The sequence below is a fragment of the Geminicoccaceae bacterium genome, assembly GCA_020638465.1.
In the GTDB taxonomy this organism is placed as follows: Bacteria; Pseudomonadota; Alphaproteobacteria; order Geminicoccales; family Geminicoccaceae; genus JAGREO01.
On record JACKIM010000001.1, the window covers coordinates 312,402 to 339,055 of the forward strand.

Sequence of the window (26,654 nt, forward strand, 5' to 3'; positions counted from 1 at the left end):
TTTCAAGGTTCGATTTTTCAGCGTATTATAATATATATTCTTTTACACTCATTATTCGTTCTTAGAATCCATGCCATACGAATCTATTTTCATTTATTTTACTATGCATTTTGAAGGGGAATATTTTTCAATAATGATACATCTTCAAAGCGAAATCTTCCATCACTCTCCTCCACCAAGTCCCGACAACGCGGTGACGGCGGCGATCGCCTGCGCGACTTCGCTGAACAGCTCCGGAGGCACGGCCTGGCCGATCGTGCCCTGTTCGGCCAGTTTCTGGGTGAGTGCGGCCCTCTCGACCCGGGGGATCGTCCGCTCGGCCGTCTGTTCGAGAAAGCGCTCCGCCCCCGCACCGACTGCGATATTGATGATCATGGGTGCGGCACCCTCGCTGGGCACGTAGCGCAGCCCCACCGCCAGCGAAAACCCGTCATTGAGGACAACGGTGGTCTCGCTGATGCTGTCGTCGGGCAGCACGGAAACGAGATCGCGGGCCAGCGAGCGGCGGTGGCTCTTGATCAGCGGATCGCCTTCCTGATCCTTGTGCTGCCGCTTCACCTCGGTCTTCGACATCCTCATCTCGCGGCGGAACAGCCATATCTGCAGGAAGTGGTCGAAGAAGGCGAAGAGCAGGAACAGCAGGGCAATGGACACCAGCAGCATGAACGACGTCCAGTGCGTGACTTCGAACATGCATTCGGGACCGCAGGTCGGAGCGAGAAGCAGGTCGTGCAGGTAACCGCGCAGCACCAGCCACGTGATGAGGCCGATGAAGAAGATCTTGATCGCCGACTTGAGCGCCTCGATCAGCTGCTTCAATCCGAAGAGCCGTTCCAGCCCCTTGGCCGGATTGATCTTGTCGAACTTCGGCGCCAGGGGCTCGACGGCAAACAGGATGCCCTGATTGACGATGATGCTGGTGACGATGACCACCAGCACGATCAGGATCACCGCCGGCGCGACAATGGCGATACCGACCAGCATCACTTCGCGCAGGGCCTCGCCGATGACCGCGCGCAGCGGCTCCTCGGAAAGACGCCCCATCGTGACGAACAATCCGCTCAGGCGATCCGATATCAACCCGCTGGAAAACCAGAGATAAGCGGAAATGGTCACCGTCAGCGTGACCGTGACGATATCCCTGCTCTGGGCGATCTGCCCCTTCTTGCGTGCATCGTCGAGCTTGCGCTTTGTCGGCGGCTCGGTCTTTTCCTCGCTGTCGTCGCTCATGGGCCACCTGCCGCCATGCCTGCCAGGAATGTTCGCATTTGCGGGATGATCCCCGCAATGACACTGACCAGATTGCCGGCCTGCGAGCCGAGCGTGCTCATGTAGAGCGGGATGATGAGGAAGAGGACGAGGCTCTTCACGCCCAGTCCGAGGACGAAGACATTCAGGCTCGGGGCGAAGCGGGTGGTGATCGCGAGCGAGATCTCGGTGAGCACCATGGCGATCATCATGGGCGCGGCGATGAGAACAGCCGCCAGCATCAGCCGATCGAGGAGGAGGAAGACCTGCCCCCCCGAGGCCGAGGAGAATTCGGGCAGCGCGGAAAGCGGCGGCCAGATCACCAGGCTTTCGACATAACCGTCGAGTATGGCGAGGAAGGCACCCGAGACCAGCATGTAGGCCATGATAAGCATCGACAGAAAGGCACCCATGAGCGAGGCCTCGTTGCCGGATTCGCTGGCATCGATGGCCATGGTCGCACCGCGTTCGGCATCGAGGACGTCGCCGGCCATCTGCATGGCAAAGATCGGGAAGGAGACGACAAGGCCGATGAGCAGGCCGATGAACCCCTCCTTGAGCAGTAGCCCCATGAGGGCAAGGCCGCCGGGGAGGCCATGAATCCCGATGTCGGCATAGACCATCGGCACGACCGGCAGGCTCATCGCGACCACGACGCCGTTGCGCACGAACCCCTGCAGGCCGCTGCGCCCCATCAGCGGGAGGATCGACATCATCGCCGTCATGCGCGCCGCGGCAAGCGCCACCGCCCACAGCAGGGCGGCGAGGTCGAAGCCGGCGAATGCGTCGGTGAGCAGCCGCGACATTGCCCGCCTACCTCGTGAGGATGGGGAAGTCGGTGAAGATCTGCAGGCCGAAAGCGTAAAGCTGGCTGCCGAGCCACGAGGCGGAAATGACAAGCGTGACGATGACGCCGACCAGCTTGAGCGCAAAGGAGAGGGTCTGGTCCTGGATCTGGGTGAGCGCCTGCAGCACCCCCACCAGCAGGCCGATAATCGTGGCAGCTCCGAGCGGCGGCAGGGAAAGTACCATGACGAGATAGAGTGTCACGGTGGCATGGTAGAGGATGGAGCTCTCGTTCACCTGGATCCCTTCCTCAACTGTAGGTAAGTACCAGCCCGTGCATCAGCTTCGACCACCCATCCAGTGCGACGAACAGGAGAAGCTTGATGGGCAGGGAAATCATCATGGGCGAGACCATCATCATTCCGAGTGCGAGCAGCACATTGGAGACGACAAGGTCGATGGCGACGAATGGCAGGTAGAGAAGGAAGCCGATCTCGAATGCCCGTGTGAGTTCGCTGACGACAAAGGACGGAACGAGAATGAGCAGATCATTGTCGCTTGCCGCCGCATGCATGTCGGGCGGCCACAGCCGCTCCGTGGCATCCACGAAGAACGCGGTCTCCTCCGGCTGGGTGAACCGGGACAAAAACGCCTTGACCGGCACGACCGCGCGGGCGGCGGCGGTCTGCAGGCCGACAGCCGTATCGATCGAGATATCCGGCGAAGTGAGAATGTCTGAAATCTGATAAAAGATCGGCGCGACCACATAGCCGGTGAAGACGACGGCAATGCCATAAAGCACCAGATTGGGCGGCGTCTGCTGGACCCCGAGGGCATTGCGCAACAGGAAGAGGACGACGACCACCTTCACGAACGCCGTCATCATGACCACGGCAAAGGGCACGAGCCCCATCAGCAGAAGGACGACGATCAGCGTGAAGGGATCGGGCAGGTTGAGCATGGCTCAGCTTTCCGGGTCGTGGCGCTCGCCACTCAGCGAGACGATCCGAACACCCAGACGGTCGTGGATCATGACAAGTTCGCCACGTCCGATCCGCCGCCCCTTGACCCGGATATCGACGGCCTCGTTCAATGCCCGATCGAGTTCCAGCACATGGCCGGCCTCCATCGATTGCAGTTCGCCCAGCGGCAATCGCAGCCGCTGCAACTCAAACACCAAGTCGACGGGGACATCGCCCCAGGCCTGGTCCTGATCGGTTTCATCGGTCATCAGATCCTCGATCATGCTTTGCCAGGGGAGAGGAAGGTTACGGAGGGCTACAGGTCGCGATGCCGCCACCAGTCGTTTGCCGTCGACGCGCAACGGCACGGCCAGCGCCGGCTCGACCACGCCGAGGAGGAATCCCCGCTCGGGTGGCGCGGCATCGCCGAAAACGACGTCGCCGGTATCGAGATCGCCAATCTGACGGCCATCGAGTCGGGTGCGCATGATTCTCGCGCCGAGATCGAGCGGCACGTGATCCACCGGTCGACGGACGACCGGCTGCCTTTGCCAGACCAGGTCAAATCGCTTCAACAGGCTGTGAGGCGCCAGCAACGACAGTGCCCAGCTCCGTTCGCCCGGAATCTCAAGGCTGAAGTCGCGACGGCCGGCAAAGGCGTTGCCCACGTGCCGAACCCCCAGCGCCACCGCACCGAAACGCCGCTCGACGGCGGGCAGGACATCCTCGAAGAGACGCTCGAACACCAGCCCCTCGACCTCAGGACCGAGGCTCAGCATCGGCAGGTCATCGCGGGCCAGCGTGAGCAGCCTGTGCCGCAGGGCACGGTCGAGGACCAGCCGCGCAGGCACACCGCCGACCAGCAGGTCGAGCACATGGCCATCGCTCAGCCGCAGCTCCATTTCCGGTCGCAGACGCAACACGGTCGAACCGAGCCGCATTTCATAGGCCTTGCGGCGGCGGCACACCAGACGTCGCCGATGCGCCTCCTCTCCCGTGACCAGGCGCGGAATGAAGCGTTCGAAGCCACTTCCCGTCTCGGGATCGATCACCCGTGCCGACATCATTGGCGGCCTCCGGCGGCGAAGGATGGCAGCGATGGCGAAAGGTCGTCGAGCACGGATTCCTCGCGGCGCCGATGCGCACGGCCTTGCTCACGTCGGGCAAGGCCGACGAGGTGATCCAGCCGCTCGGTGTCGCGGCGGCGGGACTGCCAGGCGTTCCGCGCCTCCGCCAGCGCGGCACTGGCGGAGGCCACCCGGTTTTTCAGGTCTTCGACACGGCTGGCCAGCAACTCGCCCTTCACCTGCATCGAATCAAGCTGGAGCTGGAACAACTCGATGGTGAGCGTTTTCACCTTCCTGCCCTCCACCTCCTTGCGGAAGCGTGTCTCGTAGTCGAGGCGGTCGAGGCGATGTTGTTCGCATTCGGCCAGGGCCGCTCCGAGATCGTTGCGGCAATCGTTCAGGTTTCGATGACAGGCGGCGAGGTCCTGCTGCGCCCGCCGTTCGCGGTGATGACGCAATTGCAGAAGGGGATCGAGCGACGATTGCATCACGCCTCCATCTCTTGCCGTGAATGGTTCTCCCCGTCACCCGCATCCTCGTCGCCCGGATCGTCGTCACCCGGATCGTCCGGCCGGACATCGCCAACCGACGGTGCTGCCAGCGCGAACAGACGATCGAGCATGGTTCCGAAATCGCCACTGTCGCGCAGGAAGGCCTGGATATCGTCGAACTTGTCGACGGCCTCATCGAGGAGAGCATCAGCACCCGGCTGATATTCTCCCAGCCGGATGAGAATCTCGTTGTCGTTGTAGGCCGACAGCAGCTGGCGGATGAAACGTGCCGCTCCGTCGTGATCCTCGCTGACAATGCGGCGCATCACGCGACTCGTGCTCTGCAGCACGTCTATGGCGGGATATTGCCCCTGGGAGGCGAGCTTGCGCGACAGGATGAGATGTCCATCGAGCAGGGAACGTACCTCTTCGGCAATCGGATCGGCGGTCTCGTCATCCTCTACCAGAACGGTGTAGAATGCCGTGATCGAGCCGCGCTCGCTGCAACCCGCCCGTTCGAACAATGCCGGCAGGCTGGCAAAGACCGATGGAGGATAGCCCTGCCGGGCCGGCGGCTCGCCGCGCGCCAGGCCGATCTCGCGCAATGCCCGGGCATAGCGGGTGACGCTGTCGAACAGCAGCAGCACCTTCTGTCCACGGTCGCGAAAGTGCTCTGCTATGGTTGTGGCCGTATGGCCGGCCTTCACCCGTTCCAGTGGCGAGCGCTCCGACGTCGCGCAGACCAGCACCGACCGTTCGATGCCGGCCGCACCCAGTTGCAGTTCGACGAATTCGCGTACCTCGCGGCCACGTTCGCCGATCAGCGCCACGACCACGACATCAGCCTCGCTTTGCTTGACGATCGCGGCGAGAAGGGACGACTTGCCCGTTCCGGCACTGCCGAATATTCCCACTCGCTGACCTTCTCCACATGTGAGAAAGGCATCGATGGCGTGCAGGCCGATGGCGAGTGGCTGATCGATCATCCGCCTCGACATCAGGTCCGGCGCGGCGTGGCGCAACGGAGCACTCTCGCCCGGCTCCAGCGGCCGCCCGTCGACCGGCCTCCCCAGCGCATCGAGCACGCGCCCGATTACCCGCTCGCCTACCGGAACGGGGATCCCGCCGGCACGGCGCGCCACTTCGGTCGCGGTCGACAGCCCATCGACGTCGCCGATGGCCGACAGCAGGGCGTGCGGCCCGTCGATGCCGATGATCTCGGCCATGACCGGATCGGTATCGTCGGGTCCGCTGCGCAGCGCGCACAGCTCGCCGATGCGGGCATCCGGGAGGCTCGCGCGGATGAGTGGCCCCGAAATTCTCGCGATGCGCCCGGTGTGGTCGTGAATGCGGCCGTGGATGATGGCCTGCTCCATCGTCCCGAGAAGGGTCGAAAATCGTTGGCCGATCGACGCCGGATCCAGTGTCACCTGCAGGCGCTGCCCCTCCCCGGTCATGACAGGGCCTGCCTGTCGCTGGCGATACGCTCGCGGATCTCCCGTTCGAGCCCATCAATCAGGGCCTCGACCGAGAGCTGCAGGAAGCCGCCTTCGGTGACGATCCGGCAATCCGGAACGGCGAGGTTTTCGTCGCCGCGGACCACCACCTCCGCCTCCGGCAGGCGTTTCTGTACGAGGCGCCGCAGGGGCTGGTTCAGCCTTTGAGCGAAACCTGCGGGAACGAGAATCGTCAGTTCGCGATACCCGCGCAGATCCGCGAGCCCCAGGGCCACCATGCGGGCCATGACTTCGGCGTGATCGAGCGTGCCGACAACCCGGCGCGTGGCCTCGATCACCAGCCCGACGGCCCGTTCCTCAAGTTCGGCCAGCATCCGCCCGGTTGCGTCCTGCTGGGCGAGCAGCAGTTGCAGCATGACCTGCCGTCCCTCGGCCAGGCCGGCCTCATATCCCTCCCGCTGCCGTTCCTCGCGCAGGCCTTCCGCCTGGGCGATAATCTCCCGAGCACGACCATCGACAACTTCAGCATAGCGGTCGATGGAACTCAGGTGCTCGATCGCCGGCGCCTTGAGGACCTTCTCCTGACTCCTGATCCGCGGCCACTGGCCATCGCCGGGAACCTGCTCAGTCATCGGCCTGGACCTCGCGTTCGACGAGAGCCGCAGCGCGCCGCGCCACATCATCCTCGATCCCGTCAAGATCCGGGTTTTCCGGCGGCAGGCGCAACAACAGCTGACGGATTCCATCCTGGTCGTTACGAGCCGCCCATAACCGCAGGCAGAAAATTCCGTCCTCGCACATGCGTTCCAGCGCGACAGCACCGTCTTCGTGGTCGGGCGCCGGCCTGCCCCAGACGGCATACCCGCCGACCGACCGCCGATAGGCCGCCTCCCCCACCGACTCGACCGCGTGCCGTACCACCGTGCGATCGATCTCGCGCGCCATCAGCGCACCGTTCCAGCCCAGGCCGATCCGCTTGAGGATTCGCTCGAAATCCCCGCCGTCCATGGCCAGCAGCCGACCGAGCGTGGATCGGGCATCGACCGGCGCCAGCCTTATCGACAGCCGTTCGAGCAACTGCCCGAACAGTCGCGCCCGACAACGCGACCCGGCACGCAGCCAATCCAGCATGGATACGCCACCCACCACCTCCGACAGGCCGTCACGCCACCAGTCCTCGTGGACGCCATCGGCGTCGATCATCACGAAAGGAGCGCGTCGGGCGTGGTCGACACCCGATGATGCCGTCGACATCTCCGTCATCGCAATTGCCTGATTTCTTCAATGAGATCGAGTTCACCTGGACGACGACGCCAGATGAGGAACATCACCGATGCGGCTGCGGCGAATACCAGGGTCAGGGCGAGGAGGCCGAGGATCAGCACCGCGGCGAGGTTGTAGCTCGACGGATCCAGGCGAATGCCGGCGAAATTTGCCAGATGCCGCTGTTCCCCCTTTGGAGCTTCGATCTTCGCCGGGAACAAGGCCACCGAGACATTGTCATAGACGACCCCCTCGATACCGTTCGCCACCAGCGTCTTGATCTCGGGCACCAGCATGCCGAGATCGACGCTGTCCAGATGGCGGATGAACACCGAGGCCGACGACGGCATCGCCGCCTGCCGGAACGGATTGTTGTCCGGCAGGACGATATGGACCCGCGCCGACAGCACACCATCGATCCGCGACAGGGTATCGGACAGTTCCTGGCTCAAGGCGAAGATGAACCGCGCGCGTTCCTCGACGGGAGAGGAAATCAGACCATCGCGACCAAAGATCGTGCCCATGTCCATGAACGACTCGCGCGGATAGCCCGCATCGGTCAGCAATCGCACCGATGAGGCGAAATCCGATTTTTCGACGAACAGGGTGATGGTGCCGTCCTTGGCGATCTCACGGTCGACATCGATCCCGTTGTCCAGCAGGATCGCTGCCATTTCGTTCGCATCGCGCTCGCTCAGATTGCCGTAGAGATCCGTCTTGCAGCCGGCCAGCACCAGCAGCGTCAACAGGGAGAGCGCGAGTCTGAGCGCGCGTGCGCCAGGGATGGCCGTGTGCATGACCTACTGACCGCGCAACAGGGTGTCGAGGCTGCGATTGCCGCGCCCGGCCGTGCTCGACATCAGCTGTTCATGGACCATCAGGCGCCCCATATCGAGCTGCATGGCCAGCATCCCGCGAATCTCGTCGATTGCCGTCGCATGAGGATCGATCGCCTGCGATGTGGCCACCTCATGCGAGATCACATTCTCCGACGAGGCCGTCAGCGCCCCTTCGGCCGGCCCCGGTTTCAGCATGTTCTGGGCATCGCCGACCATCCGCTGATAGTCCTCGCGCATGCCCTGCACCGAAGCGAGGATGCGGTCACCCAGCGTCGCCGGATCGAATGAAACGCCCCGGTTCCCCGCAGGCCCGGCCATGGCGGAATGTCGTTCCACAAGCTCATTCCAGCTTATGACCGTCCCACGGCCGATGTCGCCTGCGGAGCCGATGGAACCGGCCGTGCCGGTGGCCGCCGGCATCGTCACGGTCAGTGCCGCCACGGGTGCAATGGACTGGGTCATCGCTTCCTTCCCTTCATCGGTGTCGAATTCAACAAGGGTTGAGATCCTTCATGTTCATTCGTCAGACCGCGATGGTCGCCACGGGTTGAACGGTGATCTCCGGCGTCAGTTCCTGGTATGACAACACTGCCATCTCCAGACCGCTCGTCTCGAACAGCGAATGCACGAAACGGCGGACGTCGAAGGCCGTCACCACCACCGGACGCTTCGCCAACCCGCTCATGTCCCCCACTTCCTCGCGAATACGATCGACGAGGCGCTGCGACGTATCCTGGTCGAGAGTCAGATAACTTCCCACGGAGGTGTGACGGACGGCCTTGCGGACGGTCTCCTCGACCTGGGAGTCGAGCATCAGCACCGGCATCAGCCGCTGCGCGTCGACATGACGGAAACAGATCTGCCGCTTGAGGGCGCCACGGACATATTCGGACAACAGGGCCACGTCCTGCTCGCGCTGCCCCCAGTCGACAAGTGCTTCGAGAACCGGCCGCATGTTGCGGATCGAGACGCCCTCGGCGACGAGGCGGCGCAGGATCTCCGCGATCTTCCGCAACGGCACGACGCGTTGCGCCTCCTTGACCAGTTCACCGTGAAACGGTTCGAGCGAAGCGAGGATGTTGCGGGTCTCGTGAATGCCGATGAACTCGCTGGCATAGCGCATCATCGCCCTTGCGAGCAGCCAGACGATGGTCGATGTCGGCGCCATGTAGGCGATGCCGAGTTCATCCAGCTGCCCCTGCCACTGCCGTTCCACCAGCAGGACCGCCTGCCCGGGAACGATCCCGCGTTCCCGGTCAAAGGGGATGTCGGCTATGGCCAGGTGATCCTCCTCGTCGCGGATCCACAATTTGTCCGGATCCAGATCGCCCTCGCCGATGGGCACGCTCTCCATCACCACCGACCATCCACGCTCCGGCAGGCGGCGATCGAATTCGAGCGTCGCCGATGGCAGGACGATGCCGAGGTCCTCGAACACCGCATGGCGGATCTGTTCGAGATCCGCATCGAAGCGTGCCGGATCGACAATATCGCGAAGATCGCCGCCGACATGCATCGACACGGCGATCGACGGCGGCCGCAGGACGGTCTCGGCGGGCCGTGGCGCGTCTTGCGGAGCGCTGATGAGATGCGCGGTGAGGTTTGCCTCGGCCCTGGTCTTTCGCAGATCCCGCCAGTAGAATAGCAATCCGGTTCCGCCCAGCAGCGCACCGAGGAACAGGAAGATGGCGGCCGGAAAGCCCGGCACGAAGGCGAACAGCGCCATGACCAGGCCGGCGAGCCGCAGTGTCTTCGGCTCGGCGATCATCTGCGAGGAGATGTCGATACCGAGATTGCGGCTGTCCTCGCTGACCACGCGGGTGACAATGGTCCCCGAAGTGATCGAGACGAACAGGGCCGGGATCTGGGCGATCAGGCCGTCACCAACGGTCAGCAGGGCATAGACATGCAGGGCGTCCGACACCGCCATGCCGTTCTGCAGGGTGCCCACAGCGACACCGCCTATGAGATTGACGGCAATGATGATCAGTCCCGCGATGGCATCGCCCTTGACGAATTTCATCGCCCCGTCCATCGCGCCGTAGAGCTGGCTTTCCTTCTGCAGGTGGTTGCGCCGCCGACGGGCCTCGGCAACATCCACCATGCCGCTGCGCAGGTCGCTGTCGATGCTCATCTGCTTGCCGGGCAGGGCATCGAGGGAAAACCGCGCGCTCACCTCGGCGATGCGTTCCGCGCCCTTGGTGATCACGACGAACTGGACGATGGTGATGATGAGGAAGACGACGAGCCCCACCACCAGGTTCCCCGCAACGACGAAATTGCCGAAGGTCTCGACGATCCTGCCCGCATCGGCCTGGACGAGGATGAGCCGGGTGGTGGTGATCGACAGGGAGAGCCGGAAGACGGTCAGCAGCAGGATCACCGAGGGCAGCGTCGAGAAGCTCAGCGGATCGCGCAGATAGACCGAGACCATCAGCATCATGATGGTCATGCCCAGATTGACCGCGATCAGGACGTCGACGAGGACCGTCGGCAGGGGCAGGATCATCATGAAGATGGCAAGCACGAGGAGTGCCACCAGCAACAGGTCCTGACGTTCCGCCACCAGTCCCAGAATGCGCATCACGGCCTTGCGGTCGACATTCATGACGCAATGCCCAAAAGCGGCTTCTGGTTGCGTCGCGCCCGTGTGAAGCGCTGGAATACCGCCCGTGACCGTTCCTTGCGGCCCAGCGCCCACAAGATGCGCGCGTGCAGCAGGTGAACCGGGTCGGAGGCGGAGATCGTCGCATCGACCGCGAGGAAGCGCTGAAGGACAGCCAGCGCTTCGTTCGGCTTCTCGTTGAGGAACAGGACGTGCGCGAGACTGAGCTGCACGCCGGCATCGTCCGGATCGAGTTCGCGCGCAACCAGAAGCAGGATGAGAGCCCGCCCGGCATAGCCGTTGACGCGATACATGTGCGCGAGGCTGTTGATCACCTCGACCTGCTCGCTCCGGTTGCGTTCAGCCTTCAACGAGCTCTCCGATCCTGGCCTGGAGCCTGGCGCTTCGCTCGACCTCGCGGCGGATGACATTCCTTGCGACGTCGGAAAGACGACTCGACTCACCGCCCACCACAGCCTGCTCCAGTCCCTCGCCGATGCTCCGCAGGATGGTCGTGAAGCGGGCGCGCTCCAGCACCGACGGATCGCGCAGGCGCGGCAGCAGCCGGTCATCGAGCGCCCTGGCGAGCCCGGCCACGGGCATGACCGTCTCCGTCCATGACGGATCCTCGTCACCCCGCAGCGAAGGCTGGAACCGCTGCAGGTGAGCGCGGTCCGCAGGACTCGTCCGGGCTCCGGTCAACAACTGGTCGATCGCGTGATCGAGCCGTTGACCGACAATGGTGCGATTATCGATCTTGCCGGTGGTCATTCCGTCTCTTTTTCTTGCCGGGGATGTCAGTCAGCGGCGGGGTGGTCGAACGGTCGGTTCAAAACGTGATCGTGCGGACTTCTCCGTTTCGGGTGATGACGATCAGATCCTTGTCGATCCTCTCGAGAGTCCAGCCATGGTCAATCATGCGGCCCGGCCTGACGCGGCGGTTGCCGCTCAGGATCAGTTGCGGATCGGATCCGAGGACGACGGCCTGCAGGCTGTCGAGCGGATCGTTGGCACCGGTGCTGTTCACGGAAATCGAGAGGTCGTAGAATGCTCCGTATCGCCGATCGAACCAGCGCCGCAGGTCGTCGATGCGGCCTTGCCGTTCCTCGTCGATGCGGCCCGCGACTGCGAGGCTCGCGCCCCGGTGTTCGACATGCACGCTGTCATCGACCTCAAGCTCGATCAGCTTGAGCGAGATAGCGTCGGCGATTTCGTCAAGTGTCGTCAGCCGGTTCTCGACACCGGTCACGCCGGGTACAACCTGCGAAAGCCTGTGAGCGAAGCGGTCACGGGCATGATTGTCGACAACGACGCCCTCGATCCGGACATTGCCGCGGTCGAGCAATGTGCCGTAAGTTCGCCCGACCTGTTGAAGCGACAGCTCATTCAACGCGGTCTGGATTTCCCCTGCCGAGGAAATCTTCAGCTCCGCATCGACATTGGCAAAGGCCCTGGTAACGGTCCGCATCTGCGGCTCGTTGGCAAGAACGCCGCGAACCCGGACGTGTCCGTCCGGCGCCGTGTCGACGATCAGCCGGTTGCCGAGCTGCAGTCCGTCGACACTCTCGCGCGCACGCTCCAGTGGCGAGGGGTCCGAGCCGAAACTGGTCGATCCTATGGCGGCGATCGCGAAGACCGCGACCATCGCCGCAAGGCCGCCACCGAGCAGGCTCGGCCGCAGCCACGGACGCTTCACGGGCGCGCGCGTACTGTCCAGTTCCTCAAGGCTGGCCGTGAAAACGAGGCAGGACGCGCCCACATGGGCGACGGCCGGCGTAAGGAAACTCTGTGCCTGCCCGGCCTTGATCACGGCAGGACGCACGGTATGACGCGTCTGCAGCCGCACCTCGTCGGCCGCGACCACGATACGCGTCCTGTCCGGCTGGATCTCGATCGTGAAGGCATGGCCGGCAATGCCGGGATCCGCGAGCACGACATCGCATTCGAGATCCGTACCGACCCGGTAGGACCCTTCGTCGAGTTCGCACCGCGCACCGGAATTCCGACCTGTTGCGACAATGACGCTCAACACGTCCGCACCGCGCTTTCTGGCCTGCTGGCGTTTCATTCTGGCCCGCGCCAGGGATTTCTCGATGCGCGGTGCCACCCCTAGGATCCGGAGAGGCGGGTGCCCGCGCCTTGCGCCGCCGGCACCCGCATTCCGGCAATTTAATCAGGCTTGACGATCAGCCGGCGCGGACGTTTCGCGCAACGCCGTTCAAAGCCTGAACGAGATTGCTGATCATGCCGCTTTGCGCCTGGACCTGGGCGAGCTGCAAGCCTTGCTGCCACTGCAGGTCCAAAAGCGAATTGATGTCGTTGACGCCGGTAGCGGTCGCCTGGGCCGCTCCGACGCTGCCACCTACGGCCTGGGTTGGAATATCGAACATGGTCCTAACATCTCCTGACAGGATGGAAAAACGATCCCCTCTCGCACAACCACAACACTACCGTTGCTGAGCTTCGCGCAGACGCGGCAACAGTCGGATGCCGGCCTCGAATGCTTCCAGAACCGTCGAGAAGCGCTGGTGATCAACCGCTGCCACCCCCGCATCCATACGATCCCTCAGTCGAAGCCGCCCTTCCGCGAGCACCCCCAGAAGCCGACGCAGTTCCTCACCATTGTGATCTTCAGCGAATTGATGATCGAGCTGCATCATCTTGAGGGATGCCTGTGACATCGAAAAGGCTCCAAGCTGTTCCTGTAACCCTTCGCGACATCTCGATAAACTGGATCCGTTTGCTTCGCGGCAATGCTTTCATACCGCAGATTGTCAAAAGGTCCGGATCACCGAGAGGACACGAACAGGTCGCGATCTCCGCGATGGACTGTGGTTTCGCGCTTCGCCGGTCGATCGGCAAGACCCATCTCCTACGCTACACAATATGGTACTTCTTATCAGGAGTATAACGCATGGATCTCTTTTCGAGATGAAAGAAAGAATTTTGCTGTGTCGGTTTTTTTTACACTATTCCATCCATTCATATCGTATATCGAGGTTAATCCCCTTGATGAATATTTCCTTATCAGATGAATTACGATCTCATTATTGCACCATGGTACTTCGAATCGTTCTGAATAGTGGATATTGGCGTATTCGATCTTTCGATGATGGGTTTCTCAGGGTCATTCTACCCACGTCGAAACGCTCTCGATGATGCGATGACGAAGTCGCTACCGCTGAGAAGATGTTCGACACTGTGAGCGGAGTTGCATGTTGTCTGGCAGCGTTCCGACGCTGTCGAGAGTCCCGACGAGCAGGAAGTAGTGGAGCGATGGCAATCATCAGAAGTGCAAGGACAGGGAGGCCGCCGGAGAGCGGGCGCAACGGCGCCGCGACGGCCGGAGCCGCCGCGAACGTCGCGCGTCCGATCCCTCTGCGCGTTGCCCTGGTCGCGATGCTCGCATCGGTCGTCATCGCGACGCTGTCGACAGACGGCAACGCCTCGGCCGCGGAACGTTCCTTCGCCGATTGGCCGCAGTCGCCCCTTCCGCTGCGCATCCTCCGCCGTCCGGTTCGCGACGTGTTTGCCGACATCGCCGAACAGCTCGACCTGACCCTCGACCTGTCGCCCGGAGTGGATGGCATCGTCGTCTCTCCACCGAAGGATCTGTCCGCCGGAAGGCTTGTCGTCTGGCTGCAGAACGAGTTCGACCTCGTCTGCTTCTATGACGGGGTGGCGCTGCATGTGTCGACGAAGGCCGAAAGTGCGGCGGCCCTGATCGACCTCAAGGGCGTGGGCCGGCAAAGGCTGATCGAGACGCTCGATGAAATGGAGCTGAACGACGGTCGCTTCATCGCGGCCGACGGGCCCGATGCCGGCATGTTGATGATCGGCGGGCCGCCAGCCTACCGGCTCGCGGTGGAACGTATCGTTGAAATGCTCGCTTCCCGTCAGGCACGCACGCCCGTCGTCTACCGGGGATCTTCGCAGGAATGAGAAGAATGGCACCTGGCGTCGCCAGCAGGCGCCGTTCGAAGACAAGGAGAAATGATGTCCGCCCGCTTCAGACCGCGCATCCTCAAACGCCGCCCCTCCACGCCACGGAATGCCGCCGGCTCGACAAGGTCGGGCACGGCCGGATCCCCGGCTACCGACGAGGAACTGCAGCTGCTGACACAGATCGGCTATTCGGCCGTGATCAGGGGATTGATCGAGGAGTCCAGGCCCATTTTCGAAGCCCTGAAGATCTGCGCTCCGAACAATGCCGCCGCGGCCATCGGCCTCGCGCTGGGAGCGTTGATCCAGGGCGATCTCGACCAGGCGATCGCCATCCTCAAGCGGGACGGCATCAGCAAGCCGAAAAGCGGCAACGAAGCCAAGGCGGTGCTGATGATCGCGTTGCAGCTCGCCGGTCGACAGAACGAAGCCGACATCCTCAAGCGCGACATGGCCCAGGTCGGCGGACCTGCGAGCCAGCTCGCCAACATGCTGCGTGGCTGACCATGTCACAGGCCGACAAGGCTGCCTGCAACACGTCCGCATGGCCTGCATGCAGCAGAGCGGACACTCCGTTTCACGCGCCGGCTGGTGCCGGAAGCGTGTCACCCCACATCCCGGCCAGCGATTTCGGGGACCTGGTCCCTTCCGTCGTTGCCGTGATGTCAGTCGGGCGATGGACATCATCGCCCATTCATCAACCTCAGACTGGAGAATAGGATGGTTTCGTCCATTACAAATGGCCTGAGCCACATCAATTCCCTGGCTACGACCGCCTCGACGACCTCGGCGGCCAAGACGGGTTCGACCGGGCAGGGGAGCAGCAATGCCAACCTCACCCAACTGATGGAGCAGCTCGTGCAGTTGCTGCAGCAGAAGCTCGGCGGCGGTACCAACACGGGTGGCAGCACCAGTGGTGGCAGCGGCAGCGGATCCGTCAACGGCGGTTCCGGGTCCGGATATGGCGGCGGTTCCGGTTCGACCGGCGGAACGGGTTCGACCGGCGGCACCGGCTCGACCGGTGGCACCGGCTCGACCGGAGGTACCGGTTCGACCGGTTCGACCGGTTCGACCGGGAACAATGTTCAGGATCTTCTGAACGATTTCGCCAACCTTCTGTCGAACCTGCTGAACCTGATCAGCAATCAGGTCGGCAATGGTCAGGGTACCGGGGGTACGGGCGGCGCTGCCAACGGAAATGGTAGCGGCACCGGCATCGGTGGCCATGGTCAGAACGGATCAGGTACCGGCGGACTCAACGGTGGTTCCAATTCAGGCAACGGCCCGAATGGCAACTTCGGTTACGGAAACCATGGCGGCGGCGGTGGCAGTGGCTGTTGCTCTGGTGCTACCGGGGCAACGGGTGCTCAGGGTGCTACCGGCGCTCAGGGTGCCACGGGCGCTACCGGGGCAACGGGTGCTCAGGGTGCTACCGGTGCTCAGGGTGCCACTGGCGCTACCGGGGCAACGGGTGCTCAGGGCGCTACCGGCGCTCAGGGTGCAACTGGCGCTACCGGGGCAACGGGTGCCCAGGGCGCTACCGGCGCTCAGGGTGCAACTGGCGCTACCGGGGCAACGGGTGCTCAGGGTGCCACCGGGGCTCAGGGCGCTACCGGTCCCAAGGGCGACAAGGGTGACACGGGTGCTACCGGCGCTCAGGGTGCTACCGGCCCCAAGGGCGACAAGGGTGACACGGGTGCCACCGGCGCTCAGGGTGCCACCGGCGCTCAGGGTGCCACCGGTCCTCAGGGCGCTACCGGTCCTCAGGGCGCTACCGGTCCTCAGGGCGCTACCGGTCCTCAGGGCGCTACCGGGGCTTCCGGCAACAACGGCCAGAGCTTCTTCGACTGGTTCTCGCAGAATGTCGGCGATGTGAATGGTGATTCCACCATCAACTCCTCCGACGTTCAGGACTGGTTGCGTGGTCCCCAGGGTGCCACGGGCGCTACCGGGGCAACGGGTGCTCAAGGTGCCACCGGGGCTCAGGGCGCTACCGGTGCAACGGGTGCTCAGGGCGCTACCGGCGCTACCGGGGCAACGGGTGCTCAGGGCGCTACCGGCGCTCAGGGTGCCACCGGCGCTACCGGGGCAACGGGTGCCCAGGGTGCTACCGGCGCTCAGGGTGCTACCGGGGCAACGGGCGCTACCGGGGCCACCGGCGCTACGGGTGCCACCGGTTCCAAGGGCGACAAGGGTGCCACGGGCGCTACCGGAGCCACTGGTCCGAAGGGCGACAAGGGTGCCACGGGCGCTACCGGAGCCACTGGTCCGAAGGGCATGACGGGTGCTACGGGTCCGACCGGCCCGGGAATGCCCGGCATGGTTCAGCCGAATGTCAACTACAGGGTCATGGACCCCATGTACGGCAACGGCACCTTCATCTGGAACGGCAAGGATGCCTGGCTGAAGTTCGACAAGGGTGGTCAGATCGACTTCCCCAACGTCGTCAAGAATGCCGATGGCACATTGACGGCCAAGACCAGCTATACGCCGGCGTCCAACCGTATCAACGGCTGGTATGGCGCGACCACGGACGTCAATGGCGATGGCAAGGCCCTCGTCATCAGCACCCAGAATGGCAACGGTTCGTTCTCCATTCAGGCTGATATCGCCAAGGGCAAGCAGGTTCAGGGCAAACTCACCGCCTGATCCGGGGCTTGGCTGCGAGCCCGGAATGCCGGTCATGACCGGCCGAAGGGCTCGCATTCCCGAATGAACACTATCGCTTGCATGCCCGGCTGGGATCAACCGCCCCGGCCGGGCATTTTTTCGTCCTGCGCTCCCCCGTCGCGGACATCGCTACCCCGGCTTCAGTAGCCGGATCCGCGTCAATAAGGCTCATCTGCAATTTGAATTACATCTTGCTCCGGCATCCGGTGTATTATAAGTGTCTTCCTGACATTCCAGAATATGAATGTTTGAAGCTTTCAAGACAATGTCACCAGGACAACGCCACGAGGAGATGTTTCATGATCAAGACTGCCAATGTGGGTCCCGTCGACCGCATGTTCCGGCTCATTGCCGGCATCATCCTCCTGCTCCTGCCCTTCATCGTCGATCTCGGTGGATCCTGGCTCGGCTGGGCCGCGCCAATCGTCGGCATCATCCTGATGCTGACAGGTTTCCTGCGCTTCTGCCCCGCCTATACCCTGCTGGGCATCAAGACCTGCCAGACCTGAACAACGAACGGGATCAAACGATGGATTCGATCGCTACCGACATTTCGGTCAGACCGGACGTCAAGGCGTTCTTCGACCCGGCAACCAACACGATCAGCTACGTCGTGAAGGATCCGGGCAGCAATGCGTGTGCGGTCATCGATTCGGTGATGGACATCGACTACTCGGCCGGCCGGCTCAGCTACGTTCATGCCGACGAGATCATTGCCGACATCGGGGCGCGCGGACTGAAGCTCGAATGGCTGATCGAGACCCATGTCCACGCCGATCACCTCTCCGCCGCTCCCTACATCCAAAAGAGGCTCGGCGGGAGGATCGGCATCGGTTCGAACATCACCGTCGTCCAGGACGTGTTCGGCAAGGTCTTCAACGAAGGCACGGAATTCCAGCGCGATGGCAGCCAGTTCGACCGGCTGTTCGACGATGGCGACACCTACATGATCGGCGGACTGGCTGCCGCGGCCTATCATACGCCGGGACATACGCCGGCCTGCATGACCCACGTGATGGGGGATGCCGCATTCGTCGGCGATACCCTGTTCATGCCCGACGGCGGAACCGCCCGCGCGGATTTCCCCGGCGGCGACGCCCGGGCCCTGTTCCGGTCGATCAAACGCGTGTTGAGCCTGCCCGCCGAGACGCGGCTGTTCATGTGCCACGACTACGGCCCCAACGGCCGGCAGATCCAGTGGGAAACGACGGTCGGCGATGAGCGGACGCACAACATCCATGTTCGCGACGGCGTGGACGAGAACGAGTTCGTGCGCATGCGTACCGAGCGCGATGCCACGCTCGACATGCCCAGGCTCATCATTCCCAGCATTCAGGTCAACATGCGCGCCGGACGGATGCCGCCGGAGGACAGCGATGGCCAGACCTATCTCAAGGTCCCCGTGAACAGGCTCTGAACATCGTCCTGCCCGCGAGGGCACCATCCCGGTCAGAATGCAGGCTTAGTCTTGCAAAGGGATGTAATTCCTAATATACTCTCAAGAGATGCGCGGAATCAATGATGCAGCTCAAACAGATCGACGACAGGATTTCCGTCTCGGCCCAGATCATGGAACGCGACCTGGCCGAATTGGCCGATCGGGGCTTCCGCTCGGTCATCTGCAACCGCCCGGATGGCGAGACCGGTGACCAGCCGAATTTCGACGAGATCGCACGGGCCGCGAAGGAGGCCGGTGTCGAGGCCCGGTATCTGCCGGTCGTGTCGGGCAAGGTCAGCGACGAGGATGCCCGCTCGTTCGGCAGGCTGATGTCGGAACTTCCGGGGCCGATCCTTGCCTACTGCCGTACGGGCACCCGCTCGGCGACCTTGTGGTCGTTGTCGCAGGCGGGAAAGTTGCCCATGTCGGACATTCTCTCGAAAACGGCTGCTGCCGGCTACGACATGAAGGGCGTTGTCCGCCGGATCGCCAACAATGGCCGCACCCCGACCGATACGGCCGATGTCCGCCACCAGGTGGTGATCGTCGGCGGCGGAGCCGGCGGCATCGCCGTCGCCTCCAGCCTGCTTGCCCGCGATCCGGGGCTCGATATCGCCATCGTCGATCCCGTCGACATCCATTACTACCAGCCCGGCTGGACACTCGTGGGAGCCGGGGTGTTCGAGCCGCAGTCCACCGTGCGGACGATGGCTTCGCTGATCCCGCGGGGCGTGCGCTGGATCAAGACGGCCGTGGCAGCTTTCGAGCCGGAAAACGACACCGTCATCCTCGAAGGGTGCCGGGTCTTGCGCTACGATCGTCTTGTCGTGTGTGCCGGCATCAAGCTCGACTGGAATGCCGTCGAGGGGCTGACCGATACGCTGGGCAAGAACGGGGTCACGTCCAACTACCGGTTCGACCTTGCCTCCTACACCTGGGAGCTGGTCAAGGACCTCAGATCGGGGCGGGCCTTGTTCACGCAACCGCCCATGCCCATCAAATGCGCCGGGGCGCCACAGAAGGCCATGTACCTGTCGGCCGACCACTGGTTCCGTCAGGGCACATTGAAGAATATCGACGTCCAGTTCTACAATGCAGGTGGCGTTCTCTTCGGTGTGAAGGAATATGTCCCGGCGTTGATGAACTATGTCGAGCGCTACCATGCGGGCCTGAATTTCATGCACAATCTGGTGGCCATCGACGGCCCGTCCAGGACGGCATGGTTCAAGCAGCCGGACAGGGACGAGCGCATCGAGGTCCGGTTCGACATGATCCATGTCTGTCCGCCCCAGGCCGCACCGGACTTCATCCGTGTCAGCCCGATTGCCGACGCCGCCGGCTGGGTCGATGTCGACCAGGCGACCCTGCGCCACAAGACCTACGAGAATATCTGGGCGCTCGGCGATTGCATGAACGCGCCCAATGCCAAGACCGCGGCGGCGGCCCGCAAGCAGGCTCCCGTGGTGGCCGAGAACCTCGTCGCCAGCCTCCGGAACCGTTCGGCGATCGCGCATTATGACGGCTATGGTTCGTGCCCGCTGACGGTCGAGCGGGGCAAGATCGTGCTGGCCGAGTTCGGCTATGGCGGCAAGATGCTGCCAAGCTTTCCGCCATGGCTGATCGACGGCACGAAACCCTCCAGGCTCGCCTGGATGCTCAAGGAGCAGATCCTTCCGCCGATCTACTGGAAGGCCATGCTGCGCGGCCGCGAGTGGCTGGCCAGGCCCGAAATGACCGGCTGACGGCCTCACGGCTTCCGGACGGCCCTTTCCGGCAAGAAGAACCCGTCGGCCGCCTGCAACCTCCCCGCGCAGGTGGCCGCCGGGCCCATGACGACGGACTTGCAAGCCCATGCTGAGCCGCTACCTGCCCATTCTCGACTGGGGTCGCACCTATGGCCGGGACAGTCTGACCAGCGACCTGATCGCCGCGGTGATCGTCACCATCATGCTCATCCCGCAGAGCCTCGCCTACGCCCTGCTCGCCGGCCTGCCTGCGGAGATGGGTCTCTATGCGAGCATTCTGCCACTGGTCGCCTATGCCATCTTCGGTACGAGCCGCGCGCTGGCCGTCGGCCCCGTCGCCGTCGTCTCGCTGATGACGGCCGCCGCGGTCGGCGAGATCGCGCAGTCGGGGACCATGGGATATGCCACCGCGGCAATCACGCTCGCCTTCCTCTCGGGCCTGATCCTGCTGGCGCTGGGCTTCTTCCGCCTGGGTTTCCTCGCCAATTTCCTCAGCCATCCGGTGATCGCGGGGTTCATCAGCGCGTCCGGCATCCTCATCGCCACCAGCCAGCTCAAGCACCTGTTCGGCATCAGGGCGGACGGACACAATCTGCCCGAACTCGTCCGGTCGCTCGCAACCCATCTGCCGGATACCAATTTTATCACACTGTTGATCGGTGCCAGTTGCACAGCTTTCCTGTTCTGGGTCCGCAAGCGGCTCAAGCCCCTGCTCGCCTCTCGCGGCTGGAAGCCCGCGCTGGCCGATATCGCCGCCAAGGCGGGGCCGGTTGCAGCCGTCGCCGTGACCATCCTCGCCACCTGGCTGTTCGGCCTGAATGACCGCGGCGTGGCGATCGTCGGGGAGGTGCCGCAGGGCCTTCCGCCCCTCACCCTGCCCGCCTTCGATCTCGACCTATGGAGCACGCTTGCAGGACCCGCGCTGCTCATCAGCGTCATCGGCTTTGTCGAATCGGTTTCCGTCGCGCAGACGCTCGCTGCAAAGCGCCGGCAGCGGATCGTGCCCGATCAGGAGCTGATCGGCCTGGGTGCTGCCAACATCGCTTCGGCGGTGTCGGGGGGCTATCCGGTTACCGGCGGCTTCGCCCGCTCCGTCGTCAATTTCGATGCCGGTGCGGAAACTCCGGCGGCAGGGGCGTTCACCGCACTGGGCATCGGCGTCGCCACGCTCGCCCTGACACCCCTGCTGTTCTTCCTGCCCAAGGCCACACTCGCGGCGACCATCATCGTTGCCGTGCTGTCACTGGTCGACTTTTCCGTGCTGAGGAAGACCTGGACCTACAGCAAGGCCGATTTCGCCGCTGTTGCCGCCACCATCGCGACCACGCTGGCCGTCGGCGTCGAAATCGGCGTCTCCGCCGGTGTGGGCATCTCCATCCTGCTCTTTCTCTTCAAGACCAGCCGCCCGCACATGGCGGTGGTGGGCCTCGTCGAGGGGACAGAGCACTTCCGCAACGTCCTTCGTCACGACGTGCGTACGAGCCCGCATGTGCTGGCCATCCGCGTCGACGAAAGCCTCTACTTTGCCAATGGCCGCTTTCTCGAAGACCGGATCTACAGCGAAGTGACGGCAAATCCGCAGATCCGCCACGTCGTGCTGTTGTGTTCGGCAGTCAACGAGATCGATGCGTCGGCGCTCGAATCGCTGGAGGCGATCTGCCAGCGCCTCGATGCTGCCGACGTCAGGCTGCATTTTTCGGAGATCAAGGGGCCGGTCATGGACCGCCTCCGGCGCACCGACTTCCTCGACCATCTGACGGGGCGCGTCTTCCTCACCCACTACCAGGCCGCGACCACCCTCGATCCGGCACTGGGGCGATCTTCGCCGCCAGTCGGCGGTAAAACGGCTGAGCCTGAGGCCTGATAGCCTGTGGCCTGATGTCCGGTCTTCGGATCGTCACCAGTACAGCGGTGCGACGAGCGGAGCGAGCAGGTTGTATGACGGAAGCCCGGGACCGGATGGCGTGGCCTCGACGATCCGCGCGATGGTCCAGAACTGGCCGATGGCGACGAGCGAGACGAGATAGACCAGCATCAAGAGCACCATCATGGGCCGGCTGCAGGGCGAGCGCAGCAGGGCGACGATAGGTCCGGCATAGGCGACGAGGCACCAGACCGTGCCGCCCAGAACCTGCATGGCCAGCCCGATGCGGCCGAGCAGCACGCTGCTGGCGGCGTCCGGCAGGACCTCCCCGCTGATCGCATCCAGATAGGGACCGAAATAGCCGATCACGGTCTGGCTCAGGGCCAGATACATGAGCAGGTCGCCGGCGAGGAGGCAGTAGGGCTCGCAAAGTCCATTCTCGTCGATAATTGCCGAAGCGAGAAATACAGCCATAGCCGCCAGCGACAGCGCTGCCGCGCAGACGAGAACCGTGCCGGTACCCAGGTGGATGACATCGCGGAACCCGGACAGCTTGATGCCGCCCTGGAACAGCTTCGCCTGACTGTTCTGGAAGGTGATGATGGCGAGGTTGAAGCCGAGCATGGTCAGCCTCGCCCGCATCACGTTGACCGCAACACGCACCTTGCGCCCCGATCCGGCCATTCTCATCCCGTCCCGACCCGTTGCCGATGCGAACGACGGCCCCGCCGGCCGGCAAGCCGGAAGGAGCCGTCGCGGAATCGTCTCCGGATGTCTATGAAATCACCATGGCGATATACCCGCCCAGCAGGGCAAGGACGGTCGTGATCGCATAGGTGATCGGATAGGGCACCGCCGCGACGTTGCTTCCCGATTCCTCGCAGATCGCGTTCAGGCCCGGCGTGCTGTTGCGTGCGCCGGTTGCCGCACCATCGGCGATCACCGAGTTCAGCTTGAACATCCGGTGCCCCACATAGAAGCCGGCGAACGGCGGCAGCAGGGCCCCGATCGTGCCGATGAGCGCTATCCAGATGACCGTCGGCCCCTGGAACGACTGGATGATCTTCGGACCGACATTGGCCGCCAGCACCGCCACGAACATGTTCAGCCCGATATCCTGCAGGAAGGCGCGGGCCCCCTCGTCCACCGGCCCCCCCAGCTCGGGATTGCGGCTGCGGAAGTAGGAGACGAAGATGCCGGCGAGCAGGCAGCCTGCCGAGGTGCCGAGTGCGATCGGTATGCCGCCGAGCGTGATGCTGGCGATGCCGACCAGATAGCCCACCGCCATCGCACCGGCCATGTAGGACACCTCGGTCAGCGTGGTACTGAGCAGCGGCTTGCCATGGACGTAATGCCCCGCGCGCTCGATGCACCACTTCGGCCCGACGATCCGGGCGACGTCGCCGAAATGCAGCACCGTGTCCGGCCCGGCGGGGATCTCGTTGCCCTGGCGGAACAGCGCCTTCAGACGCAGGCCGTAGCCTGCCTTCTGTCCCAGTTCGGCCACCGTCCTGCCGGTGAGATCCTTGCGCCCGATACGCAGGTCCGCCACCTCGATGTCGATGTCCCGCGCCGCCGGATCGTCGACCTCGGGTCCGATGGTGGACTCCCCGCCGAAGATCAGCTTGTCGACATCGCTGCGCACGGTGACGACGTCCCCGTGCTCGATACGCAGGTTCTCGGCGAGTTCGAGCACCTTGCCATCACGGATCACCCTCAGGATCGGCGCCTGCGGATATTGGGCGAACAGCTCCGCCAGCGTCTTGCCGACGATGGTTTCATGCTCGACCCGGTAGGCACGCATGTCCGCGGGCGAGAACCCCAGCTTGAGGCTGCCCGACGATCCCGGAACGGGATCGCCGCCACCGCTCATCGACGTTTCCGCTTCCTTCGCATCGGCCTTCGGGTCGCGGCCGAACATCGACGGCAGGTAGCGGATCAGCAGGATGATGCCGATGCTGGAAAGGACATAGCTCACCGCATAGCCGGCCGCGATGTTCGCGCCGACCTGTTCGGTGGACATCCCCTGCGGCGGGACGTAGGCGCCGCTCTGCATCGCCGAGGTGGCGACGCCGATGATCGCGGTGATCGTGTAGCTCCCCGACATGATGCCGGCGGCGAAACCGGGTTCCATGCCGACCAGCTTCGTGCCGCCGACGCAGATGATCCAGTTGAGCGACCAGACGACGAGCCCGATGCAGATGAAGGCGAAACCGCCCCGCAGGCCGGCAAAGAACTGCGGCCCGACCTTCAGTCCCAGCGCGTACATGAACATCAGCAGGAAGATGGTCGAGACGAGGCCGGGCATCGAATAGGTGATATCGAACGCGACCTGGGCCGTCAGGGCCAGGGCGACGCCAACCACCAGTGTTCCCGCCGTCGATCCGAGCGAGATGCCGTGGACCTTCACCCGGCCGAGCGGATAGCCGATGGCGAGCGCCAGCAGCAGAAACACGAAAGGCTGCTTGTCCAGCAGCTCGAAGAAGCCGTGCAGGCCGGACGCCACCACGGGCGCGAAGATTTCGAGCGCCGCACCGCCGGCCTTCTCGGCCTTGTCCGCCGCATCGGCGGCCTGCTGCTGGGCAAAGGCACCTGCCGAGGCCAGCCACACGGGCAATCCGGCCAGGATCGCGGCTCCTGCGCGTTGACAACGCATGTTATTGCCTCCTGTTGGTTCCTGAAACACCGGTGCCACCCGCCCTGATGGCGGGTGGCAGGCGATGGTGACGGGCCGGAACCCGGGGGGAACCGGCACCGGAGGTTCTGCTTTCAGCCGTCGGTCAGCACTTGGGCGATGCCTTGGCGTGCGAATGCAGCTTGGGCGGCGCGACATTGCCGCCATGCTGTTCGAGGAACTTGCAGGCCGAGATGATGTCGCTGGCGAGATTGTTGATCACGTCGCCGTTCAGGTGCGGGCGCACCACCACCCGCAGCGACGTCACGGTCTCGGCATTGGGCGGCATGGTGTAGGCGGAGAGCACCCAGCCCCGCTCGCGCACCTTCGCCGAAACGTCGAACTCGTTGAAGTTCGTGAACTTCTTGTTCAACGTCAGGGCAACGACCGGAATCCTCTGCGTCTCGTTCATGATCTCGAAATAGCCGCTCTCCAGCAGCAGCTCGCGCAGCCGCTTGGCGTTTTCGAGGGTCAGTTGCATGATGCGGGTGTAGCCGTCATGCCCCAGACGCAGGAACTGGTAGGCCTGACCGATGATCTGCATCGCATTGCGGCTGAAATTCAGCGTCGCCGTCGGCGACTCGCCACCCAGATAGTTGACGTAGAACACCAGATCCTCGTTGAACACCTCGCGGTCGCGGAAGACCACCCAGCCGAGACCCGGATAGACGAGCCCGTACTTGTGGCCCGACGCGTTGATCGACTGCACGCGGGGCAGGCGGAAATCCCACTTGTAGTCCGGGTAGAGGAACGGATTGACGAAACCGCCCGATGCGCCGTCGATATGCATCGGGATGGAGACACCGGTCCGCTTCTCGTAGGCGTCGAGCCAGTCGTGGATTCCCTGGAAGTCGTCATCCTCGCCGGTGAAGGTCTGGCCGGCAATCGCCACCACGCAAATCGTGTTCTCGTCGACATACTTGTCGAGATGCTCGGCGGTCAGGCGATACTGGCCCGGCTCCAGCGGCACGATGCGCGGCTCGACATCGAAATAGCGCAGGAACTTCTTCCACACGATCTGGACATTGCCGCCCGTGACCATGTTCGGCTTCGTGGCGTCCTTGCCCGCCTTTTCGCGCGCCTGCCGCCAGTTCCACTTGTGCGCCAGTCCGGCCAGCATGCAGGCTTCCGAACTGCCGACGGTGGCCGTGCCATAGGGCGTCGCATCCTTGGGACCGTTCCACAGATGATGGAGCATCTGCACCATGCGGTGCTCCATGTCGAAGGTCTTGGGATACATGTCATGGTCGATATAGTTCACATGCGCATGCCGCCCCATAAGCTGCTGGCATTCCGGCTCCATGTAGGTCGTCACGAAGCTGGAAAGATTGAGCATGGGATTGGCATCGGTCCACATGTGCGCATCGACGCAGGCCGTGGCGGCGCGCGCCGAAATGCCATGTGCCGGAAACTCGTCCAGCGGGATCTGGCGCTGGAACTGCTCGTAGATTGTCGCCTCCTCGCGATCCGTTTCCGTACTCATTGCTGAAATCCCCCGATTATGGATCTGTCTTTTAACCAGAGCATGATGGGAAATTTGAACATTGATCTGGATCAATCGCGTTCTGATGCAAAGATCCGGCAGATTGAATATATCTGAATG

The 26,654-nt window shown here is 63.5% G+C and carries 27 protein-coding genes; 7 read left to right on the forward strand and 20 right to left on the reverse strand.

Features of this window, described 5'->3' with window-relative positions:
- Positions 1-162 precede the first annotated feature (162 nt).
- From H6851_01425 to H6851_01505, 17 genes are all read right to left on the reverse strand, one after another.
- On the reverse strand, positions 163-1,230 hold the full coding sequence (locus H6851_01425) for an EscU/YscU/HrcU family type III secretion system export apparatus switch protein (GenBank protein ID MCB9942270.1): 1,068 nt from the start codon (positions 1,228-1,230) through the stop codon (positions 163-165).
- A complete protein-coding gene (sctT, locus tag H6851_01430) occupies positions 1,227-2,054 on the reverse strand; it encodes a type III secretion system export apparatus subunit SctT (protein ID MCB9942271.1) in 828 nt (275 codons plus the stop codon). The genes H6851_01425 and sctT overlap by 4 nt, the downstream gene beginning before the upstream one ends.
- A 7-nt stretch (positions 2,055-2,061) precedes the next feature.
- Entirely contained in the window at positions 2,062-2,331 is a 270-nt protein-coding gene (gene sctS, locus H6851_01435) for a type III secretion system export apparatus subunit SctS (protein ID MCB9942272.1), read from the reverse strand.
- A 13-nt stretch (positions 2,332-2,344) separates the two neighbouring features.
- Positions 2,345-2,995 carry a type III secretion system export apparatus subunit SctR gene (gene sctR / locus H6851_01440; protein ID MCB9942273.1) on the reverse strand — a complete coding sequence of 217 codons (651 nt, stop codon included), beginning with the start codon at positions 2,993-2,995 and terminating at the stop codon, positions 2,345-2,347.
- A gap of 3 nt (positions 2,996-2,998) precedes the next feature.
- Positions 2,999-4,063, reverse strand: coding sequence for a FliM/FliN family flagellar motor switch protein (locus H6851_01445; GenBank protein ID MCB9942274.1), 1,065 nt, complete (start codon positions 4,061-4,063; stop codon positions 2,999-3,001).
- A complete protein-coding gene (locus H6851_01450) occupies positions 4,060-4,551 on the reverse strand; it encodes a YscO family type III secretion system apparatus protein (protein MCB9942275.1) in 492 nt (163 codons plus the stop codon). Before H6851_01450 ends, H6851_01445 begins: the two co-directional genes overlap by 4 nt.
- Positions 4,551-6,011: a FliI/YscN family ATPase gene (locus H6851_01455; protein ID MCB9942276.1), complete on the reverse strand. Its 1,461-nt coding sequence runs from the start codon at positions 6,009-6,011 to the stop codon at positions 4,551-4,553. The genes H6851_01450 and H6851_01455 overlap by 1 nt, the downstream gene beginning before the upstream one ends.
- Positions 6,008-6,643 (reverse strand): hypothetical protein, encoded by a 636-nt coding sequence (locus H6851_01460; GenBank protein MCB9942277.1) that lies wholly within the window; start codon positions 6,641-6,643, stop codon positions 6,008-6,010. The genes H6851_01455 and H6851_01460 overlap by 4 nt, the downstream gene beginning before the upstream one ends.
- Entirely contained in the window at positions 6,636-7,265 is a 630-nt protein-coding gene (locus H6851_01465) for a hypothetical protein (GenBank protein ID MCB9942278.1), read from the reverse strand. The genes H6851_01460 and H6851_01465 overlap by 8 nt, the downstream gene beginning before the upstream one ends.
- A 5-nt stretch (positions 7,266-7,270) precedes the next feature.
- Positions 7,271-8,071, reverse strand: a complete 801-nt coding sequence (gene sctJ / locus H6851_01470; GenBank protein MCB9942279.1) for a type III secretion inner membrane ring lipoprotein SctJ — start codon at positions 8,069-8,071, stop codon at positions 7,271-7,273.
- Positions 8,072-8,074: 3 nt separating this feature from the next.
- Complete coding sequence (locus H6851_01475) at positions 8,075-8,575, reverse strand: hypothetical protein (protein MCB9942280.1); 501 nt, start codon at positions 8,573-8,575, stop codon at positions 8,075-8,077.
- A 61-nt stretch (positions 8,576-8,636) separates the two neighbouring features.
- Positions 8,637-10,721, reverse strand: a complete 2,085-nt coding sequence (gene sctV / locus H6851_01480) for a type III secretion system export apparatus subunit SctV (protein ID MCB9942281.1) — start codon at positions 10,719-10,721, stop codon at positions 8,637-8,639.
- Complete coding sequence (locus H6851_01485) at positions 10,718-11,089, reverse strand: hypothetical protein (GenBank protein MCB9942282.1); 372 nt, start codon at positions 11,087-11,089, stop codon at positions 10,718-10,720. Before H6851_01485 ends, sctV begins: the two co-directional genes overlap by 4 nt.
- Positions 11,079-11,489 (reverse strand): hypothetical protein, encoded by a 411-nt coding sequence (locus tag H6851_01490; protein MCB9942283.1) that lies wholly within the window; start codon positions 11,487-11,489, stop codon positions 11,079-11,081. The genes H6851_01485 and H6851_01490 overlap by 11 nt, the downstream gene beginning before the upstream one ends.
- A 58-nt stretch (positions 11,490-11,547) precedes the next feature.
- A complete protein-coding gene (gene sctD / locus H6851_01495; protein ID MCB9942284.1) occupies positions 11,548-12,825 on the reverse strand; it encodes a type III secretion system inner membrane ring subunit SctD in 1,278 nt (425 codons plus the stop codon).
- 79 nt (positions 12,826-12,904) lie between these two features.
- Entirely contained in the window at positions 12,905-13,108 is a 204-nt protein-coding gene (locus H6851_01500; protein MCB9942285.1) for a hypothetical protein, read from the reverse strand.
- A gap of 57 nt (positions 13,109-13,165) precedes the next feature.
- Positions 13,166-13,399 carry a hypothetical protein gene (locus tag H6851_01505; protein MCB9942286.1) on the reverse strand — a complete coding sequence of 78 codons (234 nt, stop codon included), beginning with the start codon at positions 13,397-13,399 and terminating at the stop codon, positions 13,166-13,168.
- Between the two features lie 595 nt (positions 13,400-13,994).
- Between H6851_01505 and H6851_01510 the strand changes: the two genes are divergently transcribed.
- The 7 genes from H6851_01510 to sulP all read left to right on the forward strand — a co-directional run bounded on the left by H6851_01510 (position 13,995) and on the right by sulP (position 22,377).
- Positions 13,995-14,660 carry a hypothetical protein gene (locus tag H6851_01510; GenBank protein MCB9942287.1) on the forward strand — a complete coding sequence of 222 codons (666 nt, stop codon included), beginning with the start codon at positions 13,995-13,997 and terminating at the stop codon, positions 14,658-14,660.
- 51 nt (positions 14,661-14,711) lie between these two features.
- Positions 14,712-15,164, forward strand: coding sequence for a hypothetical protein (locus tag H6851_01515; protein ID MCB9942288.1), 453 nt, complete (start codon positions 14,712-14,714; stop codon positions 15,162-15,164).
- Positions 15,165-15,506: 342 nt separating this feature from the next.
- A complete protein-coding gene (locus H6851_01520) occupies positions 15,507-17,309 on the forward strand; it encodes a collagen-like protein (protein ID MCB9942289.1) in 1,803 nt (600 codons plus the stop codon).
- A gap of 320 nt (positions 17,310-17,629) precedes the next feature.
- A complete protein-coding gene (locus tag H6851_01525) occupies positions 17,630-17,839 on the forward strand; it encodes a DUF2892 domain-containing protein (protein MCB9942290.1) in 210 nt (69 codons plus the stop codon).
- A gap of 20 nt (positions 17,840-17,859) precedes the next feature.
- Positions 17,860-18,747, forward strand: a complete 888-nt coding sequence (locus tag H6851_01530) for an MBL fold metallo-hydrolase (protein ID MCB9942291.1) — start codon at positions 17,860-17,862, stop codon at positions 18,745-18,747.
- Positions 18,748-18,851: 104 nt separating this feature from the next.
- On the forward strand, positions 18,852-20,510 hold the full coding sequence (locus H6851_01535; GenBank protein MCB9942292.1) for a TIGR01244 family phosphatase: 1,659 nt from the start codon (positions 18,852-18,854) through the stop codon (positions 20,508-20,510).
- Between the two features lie 109 nt (positions 20,511-20,619).
- The gene (sulP, locus tag H6851_01540; protein MCB9942293.1) at positions 20,620-22,377 is read left to right on the forward strand and encodes a sulfate permease; all 1,758 of its coding nucleotides are present in this window, start codon (positions 20,620-20,622) and stop codon (positions 22,375-22,377) included.
- 33 nt (positions 22,378-22,410) lie between these two features.
- Here sulP and H6851_01545 read toward each other — a convergent pair whose 3' ends face one another.
- The 3 genes from H6851_01545 to H6851_01555 form a co-directional block, all read right to left on the reverse strand.
- Positions 22,411-23,061 carry a hypothetical protein gene (locus H6851_01545; protein ID MCB9942294.1) on the reverse strand — a complete coding sequence of 217 codons (651 nt, stop codon included), beginning with the start codon at positions 23,059-23,061 and terminating at the stop codon, positions 22,411-22,413.
- 91 nt (positions 23,062-23,152) lie between these two features.
- Positions 23,153-25,033 carry a transporter gene (locus H6851_01550; GenBank protein ID MCB9942295.1) on the reverse strand — a complete coding sequence of 627 codons (1,881 nt, stop codon included), beginning with the start codon at positions 25,031-25,033 and terminating at the stop codon, positions 23,153-23,155.
- 124 nt (positions 25,034-25,157) lie between these two features.
- Positions 25,158-26,534, reverse strand: coding sequence for a glutamate decarboxylase (locus tag H6851_01555; GenBank protein MCB9942296.1), 1,377 nt, complete (start codon positions 26,532-26,534; stop codon positions 25,158-25,160).
- Positions 26,535-26,654: the final 120 nt, after the last annotated feature.

Bases quoted from the DNA above. Each gene is read 5' to 3' on its own strand.
- H6851_01425 (MCB9942270.1), bottom strand. From the start codon at position 1,230: ATGAGCGACGACAGCGAGGAAAAGACCGAGCCGCCGACAAAGCGCAAG.
- sctT (MCB9942271.1), bottom strand. From the start codon at position 2,054: ATGTCGCGGCTGCTCACCGACGCATTCGCCGGCTTCGACCTCGCCGCC.
- sctR (MCB9942273.1), bottom strand. From the start codon at position 2,995: ATGCTCAACCTGCCCGATCCCTTCACGCTGATCGTCGTCCTTCTGCTG.
- H6851_01445 (MCB9942274.1), bottom strand. From the start codon at position 4,063: ATGATGTCGGCACGGGTGATCGATCCCGAGACGGGAAGTGGCTTCGAA.
- H6851_01450 (MCB9942275.1), bottom strand. From the start codon at position 4,551: ATGCAATCGTCGCTCGATCCCCTTCTGCAATTGCGTCATCACCGCGAA.
- H6851_01455 (MCB9942276.1), bottom strand. From the start codon at position 6,011: ATGACCGGGGAGGGGCAGCGCCTGCAGGTGACACTGGATCCGGCGTCG.
- H6851_01460 (MCB9942277.1), bottom strand. From the start codon at position 6,643: ATGACTGAGCAGGTTCCCGGCGATGGCCAGTGGCCGCGGATCAGGAGT.
- H6851_01465 (MCB9942278.1), bottom strand. From the start codon at position 7,265: ATGTCGACGGCATCATCGGGTGTCGACCACGCCCGACGCGCTCCTTTC.
- sctJ (MCB9942279.1), bottom strand. From the start codon at position 8,071: ATGCACACGGCCATCCCTGGCGCACGCGCGCTCAGACTCGCGCTCTCC.
- H6851_01475 (MCB9942280.1), bottom strand. From the start codon at position 8,575: ATGACCCAGTCCATTGCACCCGTGGCGGCACTGACCGTGACGATGCCG.
- sctV (MCB9942281.1), bottom strand. From the start codon at position 10,721: ATGAATGTCGACCGCAAGGCCGTGATGCGCATTCTGGGACTGGTGGCG.
- H6851_01490 (MCB9942283.1), bottom strand. From the start codon at position 11,489: ATGACCACCGGCAAGATCGATAATCGCACCATTGTCGGTCAACGGCTC.
- H6851_01500 (MCB9942285.1), bottom strand. From the start codon at position 13,108: ATGTTCGATATTCCAACCCAGGCCGTAGGTGGCAGCGTCGGAGCGGCC.
- H6851_01505 (MCB9942286.1), bottom strand. From the start codon at position 13,399: ATGTCACAGGCATCCCTCAAGATGATGCAGCTCGATCATCAATTCGCT.
- H6851_01510 (MCB9942287.1), top strand. From the start codon at position 13,995: ATGGCAATCATCAGAAGTGCAAGGACAGGGAGGCCGCCGGAGAGCGGG.
- H6851_01515 (MCB9942288.1), top strand. From the start codon at position 14,712: ATGATGTCCGCCCGCTTCAGACCGCGCATCCTCAAACGCCGCCCCTCC.
- H6851_01520 (MCB9942289.1), top strand. From the start codon at position 15,507: ATGGAGCAGCTCGTGCAGTTGCTGCAGCAGAAGCTCGGCGGCGGTACC.
- H6851_01525 (MCB9942290.1), top strand. From the start codon at position 17,630: ATGATCAAGACTGCCAATGTGGGTCCCGTCGACCGCATGTTCCGGCTC.
- H6851_01530 (MCB9942291.1), top strand. From the start codon at position 17,860: ATGGATTCGATCGCTACCGACATTTCGGTCAGACCGGACGTCAAGGCG.
- H6851_01535 (MCB9942292.1), top strand. From the start codon at position 18,852: ATGCAGCTCAAACAGATCGACGACAGGATTTCCGTCTCGGCCCAGATC.
- sulP (MCB9942293.1), top strand. From the start codon at position 20,620: ATGCTGAGCCGCTACCTGCCCATTCTCGACTGGGGTCGCACCTATGGC.
- H6851_01545 (MCB9942294.1), bottom strand. From the start codon at position 23,061: ATGGCCGGATCGGGGCGCAAGGTGCGTGTTGCGGTCAACGTGATGCGG.
- H6851_01550 (MCB9942295.1), bottom strand. From the start codon at position 25,033: ATGCGTTGTCAACGCGCAGGAGCCGCGATCCTGGCCGGATTGCCCGTG.
- H6851_01555 (MCB9942296.1), bottom strand. From the start codon at position 26,534: ATGAGTACGGAAACGGATCGCGAGGAGGCGACAATCTACGAGCAGTTC.